General features: G+C 59.0%; 18 protein-coding genes. 4 read left to right on the top strand and 14 right to left on the bottom strand.

The window, feature by feature from the left end:
- The first annotated feature begins 171 nt into the window (after positions 1–171).
- Together NK667_RS06960 and NK667_RS06955 are read left to right on the top strand one after the other, a co-directional pair.
- Positions 172–687 (top strand): GNAT family N-acetyltransferase, encoded by a 516-nt coding sequence (locus NK667_RS06960; protein WP_054614160.1) that lies wholly within the window; start codon positions 172–174, stop codon positions 685–687.
- A gap of 17 nt (positions 688–704) precedes the next feature.
- Complete coding sequence (locus NK667_RS06955) at positions 705–2,111, top strand: M15 family metallopeptidase (protein ID WP_054614159.1); 1,407 nt, start codon at positions 705–707, stop codon at positions 2,109–2,111.
- Positions 2,112–2,269: 158 nt separating this feature from the next.
- On the opposite strand, the gene aepX is transcribed toward NK667_RS06955, so the two are convergent.
- The 7 genes from aepX to NK667_RS06920 form a co-directional block, all read right to left on the bottom strand.
- Entirely contained in the window at positions 2,270–3,157 is an 888-nt protein-coding gene (gene aepX, locus NK667_RS06950; protein ID WP_054614158.1) for a phosphoenolpyruvate mutase, read from the bottom strand.
- Between the two features lie 48 nt (positions 3,158–3,205).
- Complete coding sequence (fumC, locus tag NK667_RS06945; protein WP_054614157.1) at positions 3,206–4,591, bottom strand: class II fumarate hydratase; 1,386 nt, start codon at positions 4,589–4,591, stop codon at positions 3,206–3,208.
- 88 nt (positions 4,592–4,679) lie between these two features.
- Positions 4,680–5,525 (bottom strand): hypothetical protein, encoded by an 846-nt coding sequence (locus tag NK667_RS06940; RefSeq protein ID WP_054614156.1) that lies wholly within the window; start codon positions 5,523–5,525, stop codon positions 4,680–4,682.
- A gap of 54 nt (positions 5,526–5,579) precedes the next feature.
- Complete coding sequence (locus tag NK667_RS06935; RefSeq protein WP_054614155.1) at positions 5,580–6,809, bottom strand: pyridoxal phosphate-dependent aminotransferase; 1,230 nt, start codon at positions 6,807–6,809, stop codon at positions 5,580–5,582.
- A gap of 320 nt (positions 6,810–7,129) precedes the next feature.
- Positions 7,130–8,368 carry an MFS transporter gene (locus tag NK667_RS06930; RefSeq protein ID WP_054614154.1) on the bottom strand — a complete coding sequence of 413 codons (1,239 nt, stop codon included), beginning with the start codon at positions 8,366–8,368 and terminating at the stop codon, positions 7,130–7,132.
- 79 nt (positions 8,369–8,447) lie between these two features.
- Positions 8,448–9,272 (bottom strand): hypothetical protein, encoded by an 825-nt coding sequence (locus tag NK667_RS06925; protein ID WP_054053570.1) that lies wholly within the window; start codon positions 9,270–9,272, stop codon positions 8,448–8,450.
- A gap of 34 nt (positions 9,273–9,306) precedes the next feature.
- Positions 9,307–10,503: an MFS transporter gene (locus NK667_RS06920; protein WP_054614153.1), complete on the bottom strand. Its 1,197-nt coding sequence runs from the start codon at positions 10,501–10,503 to the stop codon at positions 9,307–9,309.
- 95 nt (positions 10,504–10,598) lie between these two features.
- Between NK667_RS06920 and NK667_RS06915 the strand changes: the two genes are divergently transcribed.
- On the top strand, positions 10,599–11,498 hold the full coding sequence (locus NK667_RS06915) for a LysR family transcriptional regulator (RefSeq protein ID WP_054614152.1): 900 nt from the start codon (positions 10,599–10,601) through the stop codon (positions 11,496–11,498).
- Positions 11,499–11,504: 6 nt separating this feature from the next.
- Here NK667_RS06915 and NK667_RS06910 read toward each other — a convergent pair whose 3' ends face one another.
- Complete coding sequence (locus NK667_RS06910) at positions 11,505–12,950, bottom strand: SulP family inorganic anion transporter (protein WP_054614151.1); 1,446 nt, start codon at positions 12,948–12,950, stop codon at positions 11,505–11,507.
- A gap of 284 nt (positions 12,951–13,234) precedes the next feature.
- Between NK667_RS06910 and NK667_RS06905 the strand changes: the two genes are divergently transcribed.
- Positions 13,235–15,721 carry a hypothetical protein gene (locus NK667_RS06905; RefSeq protein ID WP_054614150.1) on the top strand — a complete coding sequence of 829 codons (2,487 nt, stop codon included), beginning with the start codon at positions 13,235–13,237 and terminating at the stop codon, positions 15,719–15,721.
- A 544-nt stretch (positions 15,722–16,265) separates the two neighbouring features.
- On the opposite strand, the gene NK667_RS06900 is transcribed toward NK667_RS06905, so the two are convergent.
- The 6 genes from NK667_RS06900 to NK667_RS06875 form a co-directional block, all read right to left on the bottom strand.
- A complete protein-coding gene (locus NK667_RS06900; protein WP_054053580.1) occupies positions 16,266–16,754 on the bottom strand; it encodes an RES family NAD+ phosphorylase in 489 nt (162 codons plus the stop codon).
- Complete coding sequence (locus NK667_RS06895; protein ID WP_054053581.1) at positions 16,751–17,245, bottom strand: antitoxin Xre/MbcA/ParS toxin-binding domain-containing protein; 495 nt, start codon at positions 17,243–17,245, stop codon at positions 16,751–16,753. The genes NK667_RS06900 and NK667_RS06895 overlap by 4 nt, the downstream gene beginning before the upstream one ends.
- Positions 17,246–17,612: 367 nt before the next feature.
- Positions 17,613–18,071: a GNAT family N-acetyltransferase gene (locus tag NK667_RS06890; RefSeq protein WP_054614149.1), complete on the bottom strand. Its 459-nt coding sequence runs from the start codon at positions 18,069–18,071 to the stop codon at positions 17,613–17,615.
- Between the two features lie 264 nt (positions 18,072–18,335).
- Positions 18,336–19,733, bottom strand: coding sequence for a purine-cytosine permease family protein (locus tag NK667_RS06885; RefSeq protein ID WP_054614148.1), 1,398 nt, complete (start codon positions 19,731–19,733; stop codon positions 18,336–18,338).
- A gap of 257 nt (positions 19,734–19,990) precedes the next feature.
- Positions 19,991–21,826, bottom strand: a complete 1,836-nt coding sequence (locus NK667_RS06880) for an amidohydrolase (protein WP_054614147.1) — start codon at positions 21,824–21,826, stop codon at positions 19,991–19,993.
- 129 nt (positions 21,827–21,955) lie between these two features.
- Entirely contained in the window at positions 21,956–22,966 is a 1,011-nt protein-coding gene (locus NK667_RS06875; protein ID WP_054614146.1) for a helix-turn-helix transcriptional regulator, read from the bottom strand.
- Positions 22,967–22,997 lie beyond the last annotated feature (31 nt).

Below are 22,997 nucleotides of genomic sequence, written 5' to 3'. Positions count from 1 at the left end.
CTCGATAGTGCGACATCCCTCTGCAGAGGAAAAATATTAAAAATATGCTTGGGAGCGATAAAAAAGCTCGTTAGCCCGGGCGCTTCAATTCCGTGTTGGCGATACACTCGGGGCCAACCGATGCCCTAGCCCAATAGGCGCTTTCTGTGCCGACCAAGGACTGACCGGACCATGCAACAAACCACCGCGCGATTGATATTAAGGCCACCGATGGCCGAAGACCTGGCCCGCCTGTTTGCCATCTACGGCGACCCGGCGACCAATCAATTCAACCCTGCCGGACCGCTGACCGACATCCATCAAGCTGAAAACCTGCTCGACGGCTGGCTCCGCCACTGGGACAAAAACGCCTACGGACAATGGGCGATTGCCGCCCGGGAAGCACCGGAGCATGTCATCGGATTCGGCGGCATTGCGTTGTACAACTACCTCGACGTCGAGCGCCTCAACCTCGGCTATCGGTTTGATGCCGCAGCGTGGGGCAAGGGTTTTGCCACGGAATTAGGCACCACTGCGCTGGCGCATGCCTTCAAAGAACTGGAGGCCGAGCAGGTGTTTGCGTTGGTCCGGCCGAGTCATCTGGCCTCCATCGGCGTGCTGGAGAAAATCGGCATGCAGCGCTTCAGTGAGCTCGATGACGTACCGGGACAACCGCAAAGCCTCGTGTACATCGCCCGTCGCACCTGACTTTTTGGAGACTTGCCATGGGCACGCTGAGCAAAATCCTGTCCACCCTGTGCGTCGTCGTGCCATGCCTGGCGAACGCCGAGCCCAGGCCCGAGCACATGGTCTACTTGCGCTCGATTGACCCGAGCATTCAGCAAGACATCCGCTACGCCACGGCCCACAACTTCACCGGCCACCCGCTCGACGGTTACGAGGCGCCCGAGTGCCTGTTGTCAGTGGACGCGGCCAAGGCCCTGGCCCGAGTGCAAACCGCACTGCACGCGCAAGGCTACGGGTTGAAGGTATTCGACTGCTATCGACCGGCCCGTGCGGTCGCCGACATGGGCAACTTCGCCAAGGTGCCGGGCGATCCGACCAAAGCCGAATTCTATCCCCGCGTGGACAAGCAAGACTTCTGGCGCCTGGGATATGTGGCCCGAGTCTCGGGACACTCCAAAGGCAGCACGATGGACCTGACCCTGACCGGCCCGAATGCCCTGCCCGCCTCCACTGGGTCAGCCTCGGCCAGGCAAGTCGATTGCACCGCTCCGTACGGCCAGCGCTGGCAGGATGGCGCGCTGGACATGGGCACCGGTTTCGACTGCTTCGACGAGCCGGCACACGCCGACAGCACGGCGATCAACGCGACCGCCAAAGCCAATCGACAACGACTCACCAGCGCTATGCAAAAAGAAGGGTTTGTCGGTTATTCGAAAGAGTGGTGGCACTTCACGTACACCGGCAATCCGGCGTTGAACCAGGTGATGGATTTTCCCATTACCCCGATGGAACTCAGCAACAGTCATCAGTTGATCATCGTCACCACTAAAAACTGGACCGACATCCAGGGCACCGCCCAACGCTATGAACGCCACGGCCAAACCTTTGAAAAAGTCGGCGAACCGTTTGCGGTGGTGGTCGGTAAAAGCGGACTGGCCTGGGGTAAAGGCCTGACCGTTGTCGAGCAACGTACAGGACCGGTCAAACGCGAAGGCGACGGCAAGGCGCCGGCGGGGATTTTCAAGCTGGGTACAGCCTTCGGTTACGCCAACAGCGCCGACACCAAGCTGCCCTACCAGCCGCTGAGCCCGACCATTGAATGCGTGGATGACGGCCAGTCCAAGCGCTACAACGAACTGGTCGACGGGGCCACGGTGACCAAGGACTGGAACAGCTCCGAACGCATGCGCCGCGACGATGACATGTACCGCAACGGTATTTTCATCGAGCACAACACACCGGCGGTGGCGGGTGCAGGTTCGTGCATTTTCTTGCATATCTGGCGAGGGCCGACGTCGGGGACGTTGGGGTGTACGGCGATGGATCCGGCGAATATCAATCGGCTATTGAGCTGGCTGGACCCGCATCAGGGGCCGTTGCTGGTGCAGTTGCCGGAATCGGAATATGCGCAGCTGCGTGAGCGGTGGGGTCTTCCCGAACGGTAAATCCACAACCTGACACTCAACCTGTGGCGAGGGAGCTTGCTGTGGCGAGGGGGTTTACCCCCGTTGGGTTGCGAAGCGACCCTAAAAAAGCTGCGAGCGCTGCGCACTCGAACGGGGGTAAACCCCCTCGCCACAGGATGAAGCGCTGTCCAAACGACTTAACGGGTGCCAGGAACCAGATCGAGTATTTCATCGATCCCCAGGCAACGCGGTTCCATTTCCAGAGTCCTCCCGTTAGCCAGGATGCCATCGGCAATATCCCGCATCGCCAAATAGGCGCTGCGCAACATGTGATTGGCGTAAATCACCGCATTGAATCCGGCTTTCTCCAAGACCTCAAATCGCAGATGGGAGTAGCTGGTCGGCACGCAAATCAGCGGCACCTGAGGGCATTGCAGACGGAACAACCGGGCAAACTCGAGTATTTCCAGACCGTCCTTTTTGCGGCTGTGAATCATGATGCCGTCGGCGCCCGCGTCGACGTACGCCATGCAACGCTCAAGGGCGTCCTCCATGCCCTTGTCGAGAATCAGGCTTTCACACCGCGCAATAATCATCAGCCCCTGGCTGTCGCGACTGGCACAGCCGGCCCGAATCTTTTCGCAGAACTCTTCGATCGACTCTTGCTCCTGGCTGACCGCCGTGCCGAACAGCGAGTTCTTCTTCAGCCCGCATTTATCTTCGATGACCACCGCCGAGACGCCGGCCCGCTCGAGCATTTTGATATGAATCGCAAAATGTTCGGACTTGCCGCCGGTATCGGCATCGAAAATCAACGGCATCGAACAGACATCAAAAATCTCGCGAATACCGTGCAACCGGTTACTCGGCGAGAGAATTTCAATGTCCGGCAAGCCGCGCTGGGTCGAGTCCGTCAACGAACTCGACCAAATGGCGTCGTACGACACGCTTTGCCCCGGAGCCACTTCAAGTTTGGCCCGCTGTGCCAATAACGCAGATATCGGACTGTGGGCTTCGAGGACACGCAGGCAACGCTTGCTGTTGAACAGTGTTGCCAGGTGGGTTCGGCGGGTTTCAGTATCCATACAAATCCAGGCTCCATTTTTATAATTAGGCGAGCAACGGCGCAGTAATCAAGGATGAGTCATGTCCAGCGGCACCACGTATCGGTCGAAATCCTGTGTGGAAACCAGACCCAACTCCGCTGCCACCTCCCGCAATGACTTGCCATTGTGATGAGCAGTCTTGGCGATGACGGCCGCCTTGTCGTAACCGATATGCCGATTGAGCGCGGTGACCAACATCAGGTTTTTTTCGAGGTTTTCGTGAATTTTCCCCAGGTTCGGCTCGATGCCAACCGCGCAGTTATCGTTGAAGGCCCGGCACGCGTCCGCCAGTAACGTGATGCTCTCCAGCACGTTATGGACCATCACCGGCTTATAGACATTGAGCTGGAAATTGCCCTGGCTGCCGGCGAAAGCCACGGTCGCATCGTTGCCGAAGACTTGAGTGCAGACCATCGTCAGCGCCTCGCACTGGGTCGGGTTGACCTTGCCCGGCATGATGGATGAGCCCGGTTCATTTTCGGGAATGTCGATCTCGCCGATGCCGCACCGAGGTCCGCTGGCCAGCCAGCGCACATCGTTGGCGATCTTGAGTAACGCCATGGCCAGCGTGCGGATCGCGGCCGAGGTGTTTACCAATGCATCGTGGGCCGACAAGGCAAAGAACTTGTTCGCGCAGGACTTGAACGGGTAACCGGTCAACTCGGCAATCACCCTGGCGCACTCGTCACCAAACAACGGGTGGGCGTTCAACCCCGTGCCGACTGCCGTGCCGCCGATCGCCAGGTCATAGAGGCCGGTCAAATTGTGCTGAATCGACGCCAACGCATAATCAATCTGCTCGACCCAGCCGCCGATCTCTTGCCCCAGGGTAATCGGCGTCGCGTCTTGCAAGTGGGTGCGCCCGACTTTCACCACTTCGCAAAACTGCAGCGATTTTTCGCCCAGGGTATCGCGCAGTAGCGAGACGTCAGGCAGCAGCGTTTCGAAGACCTCGCTGACCACCGCTATGTACATCGCGGTCGGAAAAGTATCGTTGGAGGATTGCCCGCGATTCACATGGTCATTGGGATGGACCGGAGCTTTGCTACCCATGACACCGCCGGCCATCTCGATGGCGCGGTTGGAAATGACTTCGTTGGCATTCATGTTGGACTGGGTGCCGGAGCCGGTCTGGAACACCACCAGGGGAAAGTGATCGTCGAGCTGCCCCGCAATCACTTCATCCGCCGCCGCGACAATCGGCAGCGCGATGGACTCGGGCAATTCACCCAGTTTGAGATTGGCCAGTGCTGCGGATTTCTTCAGGATCCCCATCGCCTTGATCATCGGCGTGCCCCATTGAAAACGCGCCCGGCCAATCGGGAAATTGTGGATGGAGCGTTCGGTTTGGGCACCCCAATACTTGTCGGAAGGCACCTCGATGGACCCCATTGAATCAGACTCGACACGCATGTTTATTCAACCTGTAGAAAACCGCTGACGGCGGGATCCGTCAGCATGGAAAGGTATGGCCCGAGGCCCGTGTTGCCTGACGTCGCTGTCAGTCCCAGGCAGGTACTTCACTCTTCAACACCGACGCCATTTTGCCGAGGTGCACGCAGGCCCTGGCCACGTAGTCCTTGGACAGACGCTCGATGCGCAAGTAGTTGATCGGTTGCCGAGTCGCGCTGGCGTAGAGTTTCAACGCCTCTGCCGCGTGCTTGAAATGACGCGCCTCGACGCTGCCGCAATGCACGCTGAGGAAAGCGGCGACCCGGTTGGCTTCACCCGACGGATAACCCCGAACCTCGCGCAGCCATTGTTTCCACATCGGGGTCATCAAGTTGTATTCCCCGGTGTTGAACAGCTCGGTCATGGCCATCATTTCAAGGGCTTCGATGAGGTTCGGTGCCAGTGGCCTGGTTTCCCCGACCCAACTGGAAAACTCCTTGGTGATCGGGTCCAGGTACCGGTCCTGCAAACGCCAGTCATCGGAGCCGCAAATGGCCGACGCCATGCGGTAATACAACTTCGAATGATGCGGATGCCCGTGCATTTCACCCAGGCCCACATCTTCAATGATGATCTCGCCACAGTGCCGCGCCGCTTCCAGCATCTTCAACTTGGCATCGTCGGTCAGCGACTCGGACTCTTGAAGGATTCGCACGATAATGCTGGAGACCGCATGGGCCGCACCGTCGGGGCTGCGCCAGCCACAAAAGAACGTGCACAGCGAAGACTCGGTCCAATTGTTGGACGTCATCTCGACGTAGGTTTCGCAGTATTTATCCAACTTGTCGGGGTGGCTGTGAAAACCACTCAGCAGTGCTTCAACAAGATTCCTGTCCTCGACATCAACCAGGGCCTGATTGACGTACTCGATGAAATTCCGGCTTAACTTCTCCACATTGTTCTCCTTGTTTAGTGGGTCACTGCGCTACAACAAGATGAATAACAGCCGTCAATCCGCGACGACTTCCGACATGAATTGCCCGAAGCGCGTCAGCCCTTCGATCAACTCTGCACGCTCGACGGCGTACGAAATACGAATGCTGTTGGGATCACCGCAACCCGAGCCGGGAACCACGGCGATATGCGCTTCGGTCAATAACAAATCGGCGAGATGATCGACGTCGCGGATCTTTGTACCGAGGTAATAGCGACCCAGATGGCGCGAGACATCGACAAACAGATAAAACGCACCTTCTGGTGGCGCGCAGGTAATGCCGTCGACATAACCAAGACACGTACACGCCGCCACCAGTTGTTGATCGAGAAAGGTGTTTACCTTGCGGGCAAAGTCTGGCGAATCGGCAGTCAATGTGTTCAGTGCGGCATATTGCGAAAGACTGCTGGGGTTGGACGTCGTGTGCCCTTGCAAGTTATGCATGGCCGCGATCACATGCGCCGGCGCGCAGGCATAACCTATGCGCCACCCGGTGACGGCCTGGCTCTTGGAGAACGAATCAACCAGGATGGTCTGCTGTTTCAGCGCCGGAAACAGCGACACGATGTTGTGATGTTCGTGGGGCTCGCGCACTAGTTTGCGATAACACTCGTCGAACACCACCCAGAGTTGATGATCGAACGCGAGTTGGGCAATCCCCAGTAGTTGTTCCCGTTGATAGACCGTGCCCGTCGGGTTATTGGGCGTGTTGATCACGATCATTTTAGTGCGCGGGGTCAAGGCTCTTTCGACGGCCTTGCAGGTCAGCCGGTAGTCATCGGCCCTGGTATCGACCAGCACTGGTATGCCACCGGCCAGCAGGATTTGCGTTGGAAAGGTTTCCCAATAAGGCGTCGCGACGATGACCTCGTCACCGGGATTGAGCAACACCATTGCCGCGTTATACAGCGCCTGTTTGGCGCCCGCGGTTACAGCCACTTCATCGGCGGCGTAAGAAACACCGCAACGCTGACTGACCTGTTGCGCCAGTTTCTCCCGAAGTTGGGGCAAGCCAATCGGCGGGGTATAACGATTGCGTGCGCCTTCAATAGCTTGGATGGCGCCTGCTTTCATTTCCTGGCAAGCGTCGAATGATAATTCGCCGGCCGCAAAGTTGATGACTTTGATGCCCTTTTCCTTCAACGCATTGGCTTTACTGCGCATGCTGGAAGTGCCCGGAGCACTGAGATTCAACGCACGATGGGATAACGACAATCGGATTGCAGAGGTCTTGCTGTTATTCATTGTTTTACCTGCGAAAACGATTTGAAAACCAGGCGACCGGGCGACATGCAGTTTCCTGCAAGTGCAAAACCGGGCACCTTACCGAACGGGTCTTCTCACATTCTGACCACCGGTTTAAACACCGGCCAATACCGTTTACGTCGTTATTGATACTGGAAAAACAACAAATACCGGGACTGCATCACTTGGGTTATTTCGGGAGCTTCGCCGATGAGTTGCACTTCGGCCGCGCAGCATTGCGCCTGCGAAATCAGCAGCCGCAACTTGCGAGAATGGAATAGGTATTCAGGGATAGCATCACGGGGTGAAAACCCCGGCGATCAACGCGCGCCCTGATAAAGCCGCGCATCCGCGTCGAGGCCTCGTTGCACCAGCCAGGACAGCGGCAGTGTCAGCAACAGCGTGGCCGCCAACAGGATCACCGCGATGGGGACGCCGGTGACGTCGCCGAGGCTGCCAAATAACACCGGCGCCAGCGCTCCACCGCCAATGGTGCCGGTGTAGAACACCGCGAACGCCTGCTCGCGTTTGCCCGGTCCCGCCAGATCCGGCACCGCACCGTACAGCACCGACGAGGTGCCATTAAGCGCCAGGCCCAGAAGCGGCAACATCACCATCAGGCCAAGAAACGGCAGGTACACCGCCATGACAATCAATACTGCGGTGGTGAACTCGGTCAGCCACACGGTTTTGACCATGCCGATGCGCGCGCCCAGATAACCGCACAGCAACTTGCCGAACGCGCCGCCGACAAACAGCATCGTCAGCGCCAGGCCGATACCTGCCGTCCCGGCGCCCTTGTCTTTCAATAGAAACGGCAAGAACGTGAGAAAGCCCATGCGCACCGCGCTGTCCAGGGTTCCGGTCAGAATCAGCGCGCGCAATCCGCCGGCAGAACCGCTGCCCGTGATCGCCTTGGAGGCTTTGCCCTGGCTGGACAAAGACTCCGAACGCGCCGGAATCAGCCACCACAACAATCCTGCGGCGGCCAGCCCGAGCACGCCGAGCAGCGTGACACTAGCGCGCCAACTGATGACCGTCAGCAACAAACCGATCAACCCCGGAATCAAGGTTTTGCCGATGTCTCCGGAGAAGTTGTACTGCGACAACGCTTGCTTGACCCCGCCGCCAGCCTCGTGAGTATCGGTGATCAACGAAGAGGCCAGCGGGTGCTGGGTACTCGCGCCCAATCCGCCCAACAGCAACGCCAGCAACAACACCGTCAACCCGCCCGCCTGCCCCGCCAGCAAATAGGCCAGACCGGCGAGTGCCGTGCCGCCCACCAACAGGCGCTCGCGCCCCCAACGTTTGGCGGCCCGGCTCGCCAACAGTTGAAACCCGGCCATCATCCCGGCATAGGCACCGCGCAACAGGCCGATCTGGGCGAAACTCAAGCCGAACTGCGCCTGCCAGATTGGCAGCAGCACATAAATCACGTCGGTCAGCCCGTCGTGAACGGCGTGGGCGCCGCAACCCGCCATCAGGGATCGGCGACGTACAGAAGCGTCGGCAGATTTCAGCGTCGGCAAGGAAGCTGATGCGTGTTTCAGATCGTTCATTGGCTTGAGCAGTTGGGAAGTTGACGTTGATAGTTAAACAGGATCGCACCGGGGTTGCACCGGTCGGATGAGTCCCCGATCACTGCAATACCTGCGCGCAATCCTTCATCACGCTGGCCTTGCGGCGCAGGTACTCAGCGAAAATCTCCCGCGCGGTGTTGTGGTCGACGGCAATCTGCATCGCATCGACAAACTCACTGACTGCCGCCACGGCATGCGCGAAATGATTGCTCTCGGTGCCGCCGGTGTGCACGGTCACCCAGGCCACCGTCGCGCGGGCCTTGGACTCTGGCACGCCCATGTCGCGGACGAACCACTGCTTGTACAACGGGTGGATAAACTCCACTTCACCGTGGGTGTAGACCTCATGAATCAAGGTTGTCAGCAGGCCTTGCAACAAATCGCGGTCGCGCAGGCGACGGGTGTCAGTCCAGTCCTTGAACGCCTGGGCCGACGGCAGGCAATTTTCCTTCAACAGCCACTGGTCATCGCCGCACAACGGCGTCGCCATGTTGTAGAACAGGTCCGAGTGCAGCGTATTGCCCAACGCGCCGAGGTCTTCATCGGTGATCCGTTGCAGGCTGCCGCAAGCCCGATAGAGCTGCTCGGCCGCCTCCGAACCCTGTTCGGAACGCGCCAGCAAGGTAATCCGATTGGCCAGGCCGGACACACTGGTCGCCGAGTTGTTGGTCTTGGACCAACTGGCGAAAAACTTGCGCAAGGCCACCGGTGAATGACGACGCGAGGTGAGTTGCTCGAAAGCCTCTTCGATATCCACCAGGGCCTCTTCTTCACTCCAGAACGCCTCGAACAACGCATGCTTCAAGACACTGGCCGGCATGTCGTTCAACACCGGCTCGACGATCTTCAACAACTGGCTGTGCCGGGCTATTACGTTACTCATGGTCACCTCTTATATTCCATTATTGGATGATGAATCAGGCAGGTTCACCGCTGCGGCCGCGCGCGACCGGTGTATCGGGTTTGAGGGGTTTCCAGCCAGTCAAGGCGATCAGCAACGACAACAACTGGAAGCCGATAATCAGCGCCACACAGCCTTGCCAGCCCCAACGACTCCAGATCATCGCGGGGACGACCGCGCCGAAACTGCCGCCCAGGTAATAACCCGTCAGGTACAGCCCCACTGCCCCGCCCTTGTTGTGCGGGGTCGTTGCGGTGATGAAGGCATTCGCGGACGCCTGGGCGAGAAACACCCCGGTCGAACTCAGGGCCAGGCCTAGCACGATCAGCCACAACGACGGCAGCAAGGTCAGGACCGAGCCACAGACGCCGAGCAAAACCGCGCCAGTCAGTAATTCGGCTTGCGGCCGGGCTTTGCTCAGGCGTCCGGCAATCGGGATGACCACCAGCGCCAACAGGAACACCGCATAAATCGTCCCCAGCGCCGCCGCGCCCAGGTTGAACGGCGCCTGACTGAGGTACAGCCCCGCGTAAGTAAAGGTCGCCACTTGGGAGAACAACACACAAAAACCGACGCCATACGCGGCCAGCAAAGGTTTGCTGCACAGCTCGCGAAACCCTCGCAGGCGAACAGGCGAGGCCTCGGTCACCAACACCGGATTGGCCGGCAACAGGAAGTAGATGGCCACGCCAACCAGCACACTTATCGCCGTCAGCAGCTCAAAGGCTTCCCGCCAGCCTACGTACTCGGTCATGATCCCCGACACGAAGCGCCCGGCAAAACCGCCCAGCACTGTGCCCGCGACATAAAGGCTGGTGATTTCGGTGACGGTGCCACCGCTCCAGCGGTCGCCGATGTAGGCTACGCTGGTGGCGAAAACCACCGGGATCAGCATGCCTTCAACGAAGCGCCAGACCAGTAATTCGGCGAAGCTGCCGGCATGCGCGGTCAACAGCGCGGGCACCGCCAACAGCAACGACGCGATGACAATCACCGAGCGTTGCTCGAAGCGACCGGTCAGGCGACTGATAAAGGGGGCGGTGATGGCGACTGCCAGGGTAGTGACCGTGATGCTCCATCCCGCCTGGCGGGCGCTCACCTGAAAACTCAGGGCAAACTCCTGAAGGATGCTCTGGGTTGAATAGAGGTTGAGAAAAGCCGCACAGCCACACAGGAACAGGGCGACGCGAGCACTGTGCAGGCGCGAATTCATGAGACCTCTCGTTTTCTCCTCGGAGGTCTTTATAGAATACGCAGCCTGCCGAACACCAATACCGAATTCGGACCGATCAATACCCAAGGAACAGGATGCTTGACCTACGCAAGTTACGTTACTTTTTGACGGTCGCCGAAGAGCTGCACTTCGGCCGCGCAGCGTTGCGCCTGCACCTCGCCCAGCCACCCCTGACCCGACAGATCTCGGCCCTGGAATCCGAGCTGGGCTTTCGCCTGTTCGATCGCACCAGCCGCACGGTCACGCTCACTGCACAAGGCCAACATTTCCTGCCGTATGCCCGCGCCGTACTCGACCAGGCCAGCCTGACCGAAGTCATCGCCGGCAAGCTGGCCGCCGGAACGGCCGGGCAATTGGCGCTGGGGTACGCCAGTTCGATTGCGCTGTCGGATCTGTTCAGCCAGACCATCCAGGCCTTCGCCCAGCGTTTCCCGGATGTCCAGTTGACCCTGGTGGAAAGTGCATCCAGCAGCCTGTATTCGCAGGTGATCGATGGCCGCATCGACATCGGCATGAGTCGACTGCTGCCTGAAAGCGGACAGACCGAGGTGCAGGTCTTGTCGCTGGGCGGAGAACCGTTGGTAGCCGCCCTGTCCAGCGACAACCCGCTGGCCAGCCAGGACGAAGTCACCCTGGCCGAGCTCAGTGCGCACCCGTTGATTCAGTTTCCGGCGGATTATGGCTCCGGGCTCAACGAATCCATCGAGCATCTGTACCGACGTAACGGGTTACCCATGCGACCCGGTCCGTCCGGGCGCCAGATCACCTCGATCATTGCCCTGGTGGCCGCCGGCAGAGGCGTCGCGCTGGTGCCCCAGTGCACCAAGACCCTGGCCAAAAAGGGTGTGACCTACCGGCCACTGGCCGACCCCGAAGCGTGCGCACACTTGCTGATACTCACGCGAACCCAAGGACGCTCGCTGCTGGTCGAGGCCTTTATGGGCGTGGTCGATGAGCTTCTGCGGGATCGCTAAAGCTCATCAGTGGTAATCCCCGCCCGCGCGTTTGAGCATCTGCTTGCAGCGCTCCGACAAGTGAAACACCCGCAGGTGCTTGCCAGCCTTGTCGTAGCGCTCACGCAACGTCTTCAACGCGGCGATGGCCGAGTAGTCGACGAAACTCAGGTGACGGCAATCGAGGGTCACTTGGGCAGGATCGTTAGCGGGGTCGAACTGGTCGAGAAAAGGCGTGGTCGAGGCGAAGAACAACGTGCCGTGCAAGCGATAGAGTTTGCTGCCGTCGGTTTCCAGATAGGTGTCGGCGTACAACTCGCGGGCCTGCTGCCAGGCGAAGTTGAGCGCGGCAATGATGATCCCGCAGAGCACGGCAGTCGCCAGGTCGGTGAACACCGTGATGGTGGTCACGGCGATGATCACCAGCACATCGTTGAGCGGCACTTTGTTGATCACCCGCAGCGAGGCCCAGGCGAAAGTCTGCTGCGACACCACGAACATCACGCCGACCAGCGCGGCCAGCGGAATACGCTCGATCAGCGGCGACAGAAACAGCACGAACAACAGAATCATCACCCCGGCGACCACGCCTGAAAGTCGGCCACGACCACCGGAACTCAGGTTAATCACGGTCTGGCCGATCATCGCGCAACCACCCATGCCGCCGAACGCACCCGACACCATATTCGCCGCACCCAGCGCCACGCATTCGCGATCCGGGTAGCCACGGCTCTCGGTGATTTCGTCGGTGAGGTTCAGGGTCAGCAGGGTTTCCAGCAGGCCGACCAACGCCATCAATATCGCGTAAGGCGCGATGATGCGCAGGGTGTCCAGGTTCCACGGAATGTCCGGCAGCGCGAAGCTCGGCAAGCCACCGGCAATGTGCGCCATATCGCCCAGCGTGCGCGTCGGCAAGCCCAGCAGATACACCGCCAACCCGACACCCAGAATCGCCACCAATGCCGGCGGCACCGCGCGGGTCAGCCGTGGCAGCAAGTACACAATCGCCATCGTCAGCGCCACCAACCCGCTCATCACATACAGCGGCGTGCCAGTGAGCCAGGTGTCGCCACTCTTGAAATGCTCCAGTTGCGCCAGGGCAATGATGATCGCCAGGCCATTCACGAAACCGAGCATCACCGGGTGCGGCACCATGCGCACCAGTTTGCCTAGCCGCAACAACCCGAACGCCATCATGATCAACCCGCCGAGCAGCACCGTGGCCAGCAAGTACTGCACGCCGTGTTGCACCACCAACGCCACAATCACCACCGCCATCGACCCGGCAGCACCGGACACCATCCCCGGCCGCCCGCCGAACAGCGCGGTCAGCGTGCAAATGATAAACGCGCCGTACAGGCCCATCAGCGGATTGAGATGAGCGACCAGGGCGAAAGCGATGCATTCGGGCAGCAACGCGAAAGATGTAGTGAGCCCGGCCAGGGCATCGGCGCGCAGACGTTGTGGTTTCATGACTTACCTGAAAAGCGGGCCGGTGGAACTGGCCGCGGGAGTTGCGGGGAATGAGGGATGGGGATGTTACGGAATTGGGGGCTGTTGGGCCACCCTGAGACTATTCGCTTAATGCCCCACCATTGACCTAAAGACCTCGATGATGGCTATATAATGGCTAATTGATGATCGTTGTCTGAGATATTTGTAGAGGGATCTATGTACACCACTCACCTGCCACGGCATGCAGCGCCGACCCCGTCCGTCCTGTTCCCGGCTACCTCATCGATCCACGAGACAGCCGAATGATCCAGATCATCGCGGCAATCTTCGTCATCATCATTGCATTGGCCCTGATCAAAAAACTGGCAAGACTTGGCGTTCTGCTGGTGCAAGGAGCGCTTGGCATCGGCTTGCTTGCCACTGCCGGTCCACCGGCGCTGGTCGGTATCGGCCTGCAAAAAATCTTGCCAGGCAGAGCACTCAAACTCACCGCCACCCTCCTCGCCACGCTGGCGACTTGGGGTTTTGCATTGGCTTGGTCGGTCCTCGGCACACATCCAGATTTCAACGCACTGTCTTTCGACTCGCTGAAATATATCCTGCCGGCCGTGCTCTTTGTGGTGATGATCCAATGCCATCGTTCACATCGCGAGGTCCAGGCCAAAGGCGTGGCGGACTCATTTTTCAATGACAAGGACATCGAGTATTACCGCTGCTTTTTTTCCGCGTTGGCTTTGCTTGCCGTATCGGCAGGCACGATCCGTTTTTTTGCGATATTCGGCTGGTCTCACCAAACGGGATGGTACGTCAACGTCGCCTACTGGGCGGTAGCCGTTGCAGTGCAGATTTACGTCATCAGCCACGACATCGCGCGCAAGTCGCTGAGCGAGTCCATCGAAGAGGCACTGGAGTTTGAAGGTGGACTGAACTCCAGGACGTGCATTACGCAACTCACGGAAGACTGCTTCCTGGACAAGGAAGAGGTCACGATTATCTTCCAGGGTATGGTCGGTAAACGCCTGGCAGAAAACGTCCTTCAGGAGGCGGAAGTTGCGAGGACGCGCTGGCTGTTCAAATCCCAGTGGTACAGAACTCGACTGTTCGCACTGCACAATGTGATTTCTAAAACCTTCCGCCACACGGAAGGAGAAATGGTGGCAGTGGTTCGCAACTGCTTGTCTTTTTCCGAGAAAGAAGCCCGAGACTTTATTCATACCCAACTCGACTATGGGCAGTACTTCGAGTTCTCGGATGGCCGGTTCTACGTTGCCTACCTACATAACAATCGCTTTCAGATCTGTGCTTCCTGCGGTGTTGCCGAGGCTGGCGCTGATGCAACGATACAGGGTGAGTGGTATTGCTCGACGACCTGCCAGGAGACTGAAAACCTCTGCGTCACCATCAAGGAAAAACCACTGCCGTCTTTCCTTGCCGATGCCGCAACGAGTGGCTTCGTGTTAATGGCCGGCGGCGCAGCCTGGAGTGAAAATCACAAGTTGTTCGCGGCTGGAGGCCAAGGGCATGGCTTCGCGGCCGAGCGCGCCAATCACCGTGTTGACCGAATGATGGGCAAGAGCGCATCTATATTGGGCGACGACAACGCCAAGAACGGCGCTGACCGAGTTGTTCAGGGTCAGGTCATGCAGACCAAGTACTGCTCGACCGGCGCCCGCAGTGTCGGCGCCGGTTTCGAGGGGCAACAAGGGATGTACAAGTACCTCGATAGCAATGGCAATCCGATGCAGCTCGAGGTTCCCAAGGATCAGTATCCCGACGCGCTCAAAACAATGGCAAACAAGATCAAGGATGGAAAAGTCAAGGGATACGACAATCCGAAAGACGCTGGCAAACTGATTCGCAAAGGTCATTTGACCTATCAGCAAGCCCGCAACATCACCAAGTTCGGCACCTTCGAATCCATCACCTATGACATCTCTGAAGGCGTCATCGTAGGCAGTATTGCCGGTGGTATCAGTTTTGGTGTCACCGCCCTGGTCTTTTACATAAACACCAAGGACAGCAAGGCAGCACTGAGGGTTGCGGCGGTACAGGCTGGCAAGACCTTTGGCAAGACACTGACTATCTATGTGGTCTCGCAGCAACTACACCGTTTGCCGATGATCCAGCAGGCGCTGGTGCGTATTGATGTCGGCAGCCTTTCGCCAACGATGCGTGACCTGCTCGGCAAAGGTATGGGGGTCGGTACAAAGAACGGCCTGAATAAAGCACTGCGCGGAACCCTCATTACCTCCGTGGCGGTCATTGCCATCACCACCGGGCCGGACCTCCTTAAACTTGCGCGCGGACGGATATCGCAGGCGCAGTTTTTCAAGAACCTCGCGGTCGTCTCGTCCGGCGTCGCGGGTGGTGCGATCGGATCGATTGCCGGCGGTATGCTACTGAGCCCGCTCGGACCTGTAGGAGCCATCGCCGGTCGAGCTGCCGGCGGAGTCATCGGCGGGATCGTCGCCTCGGCGATTGCCAATAAAATCGGCGGCAAGCTGGTCGAGGAGGACCGGGTCAAGATTCTGAAAATGATCGAAGCCCAACTCGAACACCTGGCCGTGGTGTTCATGCTGACCAAAGACGAGCTGGACAATCTCAACGCCAACCTGACGGTCATCCTGAACCAGAAAACCCTGGAGATCATCCATGCCGCCAAGCACCAGCGGCGTGCCATGACCAATTTCTTCCTGAAGCCGGTTGTCGTGAGTGTTGTTCGGCAGCGGCCGTCACTCAGTTATGAGGCTCAGGATGTTATTGAGGCGTGTGAATCGCTTGTGGCCTAGAAGCCCCAACACCCATGACCGTCACCTGCCACTTTATGTGCCAGGTACCTACGGAAAGACTTATGACGAGGTGGTTCGAAAGCTTGCTTCAGGAGACATCGTTTTCTACCCAAAACAACATATTTCGCCGCGCCGCTGGGTTGGTCACAGCTCGAAGACAGCAACGGAAAACTCACAATCAAACTGAGTTATGGATTTTGGGCGAACAAAAAATTCGCCCAGCCTTATCGAGTGATCATTGATTACACGGGTTGGAGTGATGCAGAGAAAAACTACGTACTCACCGAGTTAGAAGTATCCCGTGCCGAGGCTAAAAAACGAGGTAAATCGGCCGAATAGGCATGGGTATTCTTCATTGGCGAGCAAGACCCAGCCACCCCATCAGACTTTATCGTTAAAGATCACCGTCTCATCTGCTGCCTGACAGGAGAGCTATGAGAAACCGCGCAGCGTTGTTAGCCAGCCGCTGCGCGCACGTTAATAAAATGCTATCTGAAATCCAGCCAAGCATTGAGTTGATCAGTAAGTCCGTCACTTTTTTTGCCTACTTGATCAATCGGGTATCCAGACCAAAGCGCTCCTGAGAGACAAGCTTGAATTGATCCGCTGCCAAATCGCAGCTCACCAGCAAATTCCACGAGTGTCGGGTTACCGCAGAAGGAATCAGTACGAAAGGGTGCAGGGCCAGCAACTCATCAGCAAACTGTTGCTGATGAGGCGAAGGCAGAGATGGGATAAGCCAGTTCGGGTTCGGCACATCTTCGGGCTGGACAACCCTGATGATGTCCGGCTCCAGCACTTCGAAGCACGTCAGCACATGAGGCACCATGTCGAGGGAATCGAAGCCTACATGGGCCGCGACTTCCAGAATGGCAGTCGACGGATCGGCCGAAGCGTAAATAACCCGGCGGCCGGGTGGGTTCCATCGGCCACCGGTTCTTTCTGCACCTACTCCACTGTCCCATGTGTCCTTGTAAATTTCGCGATCAAGACGCCACGCGTGCCACTTACCGTCCCAGGGCAAAGGATTCATTGATAAACCCCGTACTCAATTCGTGACAGGTAATCCTCTACCACTTGAAAGCCCAGCGAGTTGTCGATCAGCTCCAACGGGACATGACCGTCCAGGTATTTGCAGGGCTTTTTCAACCAGTCCTCCGCCAACTGTTGGTTACCAAACACACTCGTCGCGCGCTCCAAAGTCTGCGCATATTGGAAGGCAACGGTGCTCTGCTGCTGGTTCAAGCGCACTGGCTTGGTCTCCTTCACCAGGCGCTGCACAGTCCGGATGGACTTTCCGGTGATGCGCTGGATAAGGTCGTGTTCCATATACAACGCGGAGGTGGAAAGCATGTCTCGGACATCGCTCAGCTCGAAGCCCTCCTGCGTGTACCGAATGATGGATAAACGCGTATCCCCCCTGCGGCCATGTAACAGCACCTCAGTCGGCTTTCGGGTGAGCTTCTTTGCCCCGGCTGCCGTGTATTTAGCTGCTCGCTCTTCTATCTGATTCGTTGCGGACATACCGACGCCCTCCAATACGACATTTGACGCAATGATAGCGCCAAATGTCGCAGGTAGGGCAAGTAGGTTTTTCCTTGAATGCTGTCGAAGAATTCATCAAATGTTAGAGGCGAATTTACTCGGCGTTTTGCGCGCGTTTAAAGACTGCTCGCGAAGGGGTCGGACCTGACACACTGAGTCATCGTTCTTCGCGGGCAAGCCTCGCTCCTACATTTGAGTCAACACCGCTCCCACATTGGTTGGGTGTTGTTCACAGGATTTACAGCCAACACCGTCCCCTGTAGGAGCAAAGCTTGCTCGCGAAGGCGTCAGGCCTGATACACCGCGTCATCGTTCTTCGCGGGCAAGCCTCGCTCCTACACATTAATCAACCCTGCTTCAAATCCAGGCAATACGTGTAATACCCCGTATCCCGCACGTATCCCAGCGATTCATACAACCGCTGTGCCCCGAAGTTGTCCGTCGCCGTTTCCAGCACCAGCCCCTTCGCGCCCGTCGATAGCGCAAACGCGCGGGCGGTGTTCATCAGTAACGTCCCTACCCCGCGACCCCGAGCGGCAGGTGTGGTGAAGAGGTCACTGAGCAGCCAGGTGCGGTGGGCGTCGATGGAGGAAAACGTCGGGTAGAGCTGGACGAAGCCTAGCGCTTCGCCGTTGTCGTCCAGGGCGAGGAAAATCGCGGATTCATCCTGGGCGATGCGCTCGGCGATGAAGGCTCGGGATTGCGGCAGGTTGGAGGGTTGCTTGTAGAAGCCTCGGTAAGCGTCGAACAGGTTGGCAACTTGGTCGAGGTGGCTGGCGTCGGCGCGTTGGGCGTGGATGGCCATGGTGATCGTCTCCATACGGGTTGAACAAACTTAAGTCACAACGCGCCCCTGTAGCAGCTGGCGAAGCCTGCGTTCGGCTGCGAAGCAGTCGTAATATCAGGCAGCGCGGTGCATCAGGATGACCTCGCGTCCAGGTATGACGACTGCTTCGCAGCCGAACGCAGGCTTCGCCAGCTGCTACAACAGGGAGTGTGTTTGGCTTGACTCCAAGAAAACGCAAACACCCAGCAACGAGTGTAAGCGTTCATCGCCGTTTCGCTTGTTTCAAGCCTTCGATTGCTGCTCCGAAGCCACCGCCATCACTGAATTCCTCGCCAACCCGTAATAAAGCACCCCCGGCACCACCAGCCCCACGATCCACGAAATATCCACGCCACCGAGCTGCGCCACCATCGGTCCTGAGTAGAAATGCGTGTCCACAAACGGCAACTGGATCAACACCCCGATCACATACACGCCGATCCCGCGTCCGTTCCACCGACCATACCGCCCCGCCGGGTCGGACAGTGCCGGGATGTCATAACGCTCCTTGTTGATGAAGTAGTAATCCACCAGGTTGATCGCGCTCCACGGCGTGAAGAACGTCAGCAGAAACAGAATGAAGTACTTGAACGAGTTCAGGAACGAGTACTGCCCCAGCAGCGCCAACGTGGTGGACGCGGCGACAATCAGTAGCACAAACACCATGCGCTGGCGGGCGGTGATTTCCAGGCGGCTGCGAAAGCCGCTGATAATCGTCGCCACGCACATGAAGCTGCCGTAGGCGTTGAGCGTCGACACCGTGACCTTGCCGAACACCACGCTCAAATACAGCAGCGACGCCATCACTCCGGTGCTGCCCAACCCGACGATGGTCGCCACCTCATGACCACGAAAGTTCGCACCGGCCAACGCCGCCGCGAACACCCCGAGCACCATGGAAGCCTGGGCGCCCAGCACCGTGCCGAGGCCGACGGCGGCAAAGGTTTTCCAGGACGACGTCTTGCTCGGCAGGTAACGCGAGTAGTCCGCCACGTAAGGCCCAAACGCAATCTGCCAGGACGCGGACAACGAAACCGCCAGCAGGAAAGTGCTCCAGCCGAAGTGACGGTTTTCCAGTAACAGGCCGATGTCGTTGACGGTCAGCAGCCGGGTAAACAGATAGGCGAAGGCAATGATGCCCAGCACGCTCGCCGCCCTGCCCACCCAGTGGATCACGCGATAGCCGAAGATCGTCAGGAACGCGATGCACGCGGCGAAGATCAGGATGCCGGTGCTGTCGCTGACATGGATCAACTGCGCAATCGCCTGCCCCGACAACACCGCGCCCGTCGCGCTGAAACCGAGGTACATCAGGCACACCAGCACAATCGGAATTGCCGCGCCGTAGACACCGAACTGCACCCGGCTGGAGATCATCTGCGGCAGCCCGAGCTTGGGCCCTTGCGCGGCATGCAGGGCGACCACCGCGCCGCCGAGCAACTGGCCGATCAGCAAGCCAATCAGCGACCAGAACACATCACCGCCGAGCACCACCGCCAGTGCGCCGGTGACGATGGCGGTGATTTGCAGGTTGGCGCCGAGCCACAAAGTGAACTGGCTGTAGAGGCTGCCATGGCGTTCGGCCTCGGGGATGTAATCGATCGAACGGGTCTCGATCAGGGGACTTCGTTGTTGAGTCATTGCGACGTGCTCTTCAGAAAAGGTAGACGCCAATACCGAGCAAGCGAAGCTGCGTCCGGCGTAGCAGCTGGCGAAGCCTGCGTTCGGCTGCGAAGCAGTCGTGAAACCAGGGCACGCGGTACATCAGGCAAACCGCGAGAGCTGAATTGACGACTGCTTCGCAGCCGAACGCAGGCTACGCCAGCTGCTACAGGGGGCGATGCGTTCGGCTGCCAGCACGATTCGCACTGATCGGTATTGATGGCGAGTGGTGTTTTTTATTGTTGTTGTACAACGCCCACGAACGGCGCCTTGGCCCACACCACTTTGCCGCCGACCATGGTCAGCAGCACGTTGTTGCGCGCCAGTTCATCCTCAGGCACCTGCATGAAATTCTTGTCCAGCACGATCAAGTCCGCGAACTTGCCGACCTCGACCGAACCGACCACCGCGTCCAGTTTCAATTGCTCGGCAGCGTTTTGGGTGATGGCACGCAGGACTTCCGAGCGCGACAGCCCCGGGTCGCCGTTCACCTTGCCGGCGTACTTGGGGCCGTAGCTGTGCGGGTTCAGCGGATCGCCCGAGCGGGTGACGCCGATTTTCAGCGCGAGGAATTCATCCAGCGGGTCCACCGGCCAGTCGCTGCCATAAGCGATGCGACCACCCGCACGAGCAATGCTGCCAGACGGCTCCATCCGCGCAAAACGTGCGGCCCCGAGGTGGTCACTGGTGCCATCGACGGTGGACGGCGCCTGCTGTGCCCACTGGAAGGACATGTTGGCGGTCACGTCCAGCGCTTTGAAGCGCGGATAGTCGGCCGGGTCCACGGACTCGTTGTGGGTAATGGTCGGGCGAAATGCGTTGCCCGGTAGTTGATGACGCACATATTCGATGCTGTCCAAGGAATCGCGCACCGCCCGGTCGCCCGTGGCGTGAAGGTGCGGATCGAAACCGGCCTCCACCGCTTTCAGCAGCAACGGATTGAGCACTTGTGGCGGGAAGTACAGCTCGCCGACGTTTTTGCCCGGCGCCCACTTCGGTGCCTTGTCGGTGCCGGCGTTGTGCAGGTACGGCGTCAACATCGCCCCGGTATCCGCCGGCGCATTGATGATGCCGTCCATGAACAATTTGACGTGGCGCATGCTCACGCCCGGCGCGACCTTGGTTTCGCCCTGGTCGTAGATGTTGGCGAGGGCCTTGGCGTCGGCGATGGTTTTCGTCGGGTCTGCCGCTGCGGCGGCCGGGTCGAGTTTGATTGCCAGCAAGGCCCGGGCGGTCAGTTCGCCGGACTGCTGCAACGTGGTGAAGGCTTTGCCATTTTCAGGCCCGGACAAGGCGTCGAAGAAACTGGTAATGCCTTGCTGGCGCATGGCGTCGAGCGCGGCGCGGGTCTGGGTCAGTTTCTCGGCATCGGTGGCGGGCGGCACCACAGCGGCCATGGTGTCGGCGGCGCCGTCCTCGCAGATGCCGTTTGGGTTGCCGGCCTTGTCACGCACGTACTTGCCGTCACTCGGGTTGGGCGTTTGTTTGGTGATGCCGGCCACTTCCAGGCCACGAGAGTTGGTCAGCACGGTGTGAAAATCGGTGGAACGCACCTGAATCGGTCGTTTGGTCTTGAGCGCGTCCAGGGTCGATTTGTCCGGGTCGCCGTCGAGGCCGTCCATGCCCATGCGATCCCAACTGCCGACTTCGAGCCACACGTCGGGGCCTTTGTCCTTGTCCGCATCGAGACAGGCCTGAATGGTTTCCTGAAAGACTTTGCGGGTCATGGTCTGGTATTTCAGGTCGCACAAGGTCATCGCGCGGCCGCCATCACCGGGATGCATGTGCCCATCGATGAAGCCCGGCATCAGCATGCGCCCGGCCAGGTCGATCAATTGCGTCTGCTTGCCGATGTAGGCAGCAACGCCTGCATCGCTGCCGACATACACGATCTTGCCGCCGGTTACGGCAATCGCCTGTTGTACCGAATTCTTGCCATCGACGGTGTAGACATAGCCGTTGCGCATCACCATGTCGGCGCCGCTCGAACCCTGGGTCTGACACCCCACCAACCCCACACTGGCGAATGCCGTCGTCGCGGCAACCGCGATAAATAGCCTGGAAAGTTTCAACTGCCTCACCTCTGTTTTTATAGTTTTGAAGTGCCCGAACAGACTGTCGCGCCAGCCCGTGGCAGGCAGGGCCTACCCTATAGCGCGCAGTCGAAATCCGGACCTCCACAAATGAGGAGGGTCAGGCAATTAATGAGGAGTACGGCGGGTGTCGTGCGACGGCGAACGCAGGACAGAACCCAGTTCCACCTTGCTCTTCACGCCGAGCTGCAAATAGCAGTTGCGCAGGTAAGTGCGCACGGTGGCCGGGCTCAGCCCGAGGGTCTTGGCAATCTCTTTGTAGGAGTGGCCGGCGGCAAACAGCATTGCCGCCGTACGTTCCCGTGGCGCCAGCACCGCCCCGCGCGCTTGCGTTTCGAGAGACAGAATCACGTGCTCGGCGTTCGGACTCAGCGTCAAGGCGCAGCGACCGAGACGGATCACGCACGGCGCTTTCGGCAGTTGCGCGATCACCTCAAACGGCAGCGTCGAGCCGCTCCACCCCGGCAACTCGCGCTGGATGGCGGCGCACAGACTGGCGCCGACATACAGCAGACTGCCGTCCAGTCGCGCGATGCCGAAATCAGTCGCCCCGCTGCCGGTGTTGAAACGGATCATGTCCTGCACCTGGAATCGCCACAGTTGCAGCAGGTGATCGCAGAACGCCGAAAACAAATCGGCTTCGCTGTCGTTGAACACTGGCGCGTGTTCCCCACGGTAGAGACAGACGAAAAACATCAAGCCACTTTCGGGCAATTCGAAGGTGATGCACATTGCGTGGTACAGATCGTGGCGCCGCGCAAACGCGTCCACCACATCGTTCAGATTGTCGAATCCGCTTTCGCGCACGACCTCGCCGGGCTGACTCAAGGTGTCATGGGAGAAGCTGTCACTGTCGGCCCCTTTGTGCCATTCGACGGCAAACGACTCCGGCAGATTGATGCGCCCGTGCATCCAGCTCTTGGGCGGCGCATCGGCGGCGGAGGCGGACATCTCGCCCCACCACGCCGAAGCGAACGGCACCAGTTCGCTGAAGGCCTGCAGCCCCTCTTCGATGAACTGCGAAGCGCCGCGCTCCCGGGCCAGGCGACCGAGGTGCAACACGCAGCGGTTGAAGGCGTTGAGCGTGGCCATGGAAGTAACGTCGTTACCCTCCCCCATTATTCTTATCCTGTTGGTTACATGGCGTATT

This window comes from Pseudomonas nunensis, assembly GCF_024296925.1.
Taxonomy (GTDB): domain Bacteria; phylum Pseudomonadota; class Gammaproteobacteria; order Pseudomonadales; family Pseudomonadaceae; genus Aquipseudomonas; species Aquipseudomonas nunensis.
This window is presented reverse-complemented; position numbering and strand designations above follow the sequence as displayed.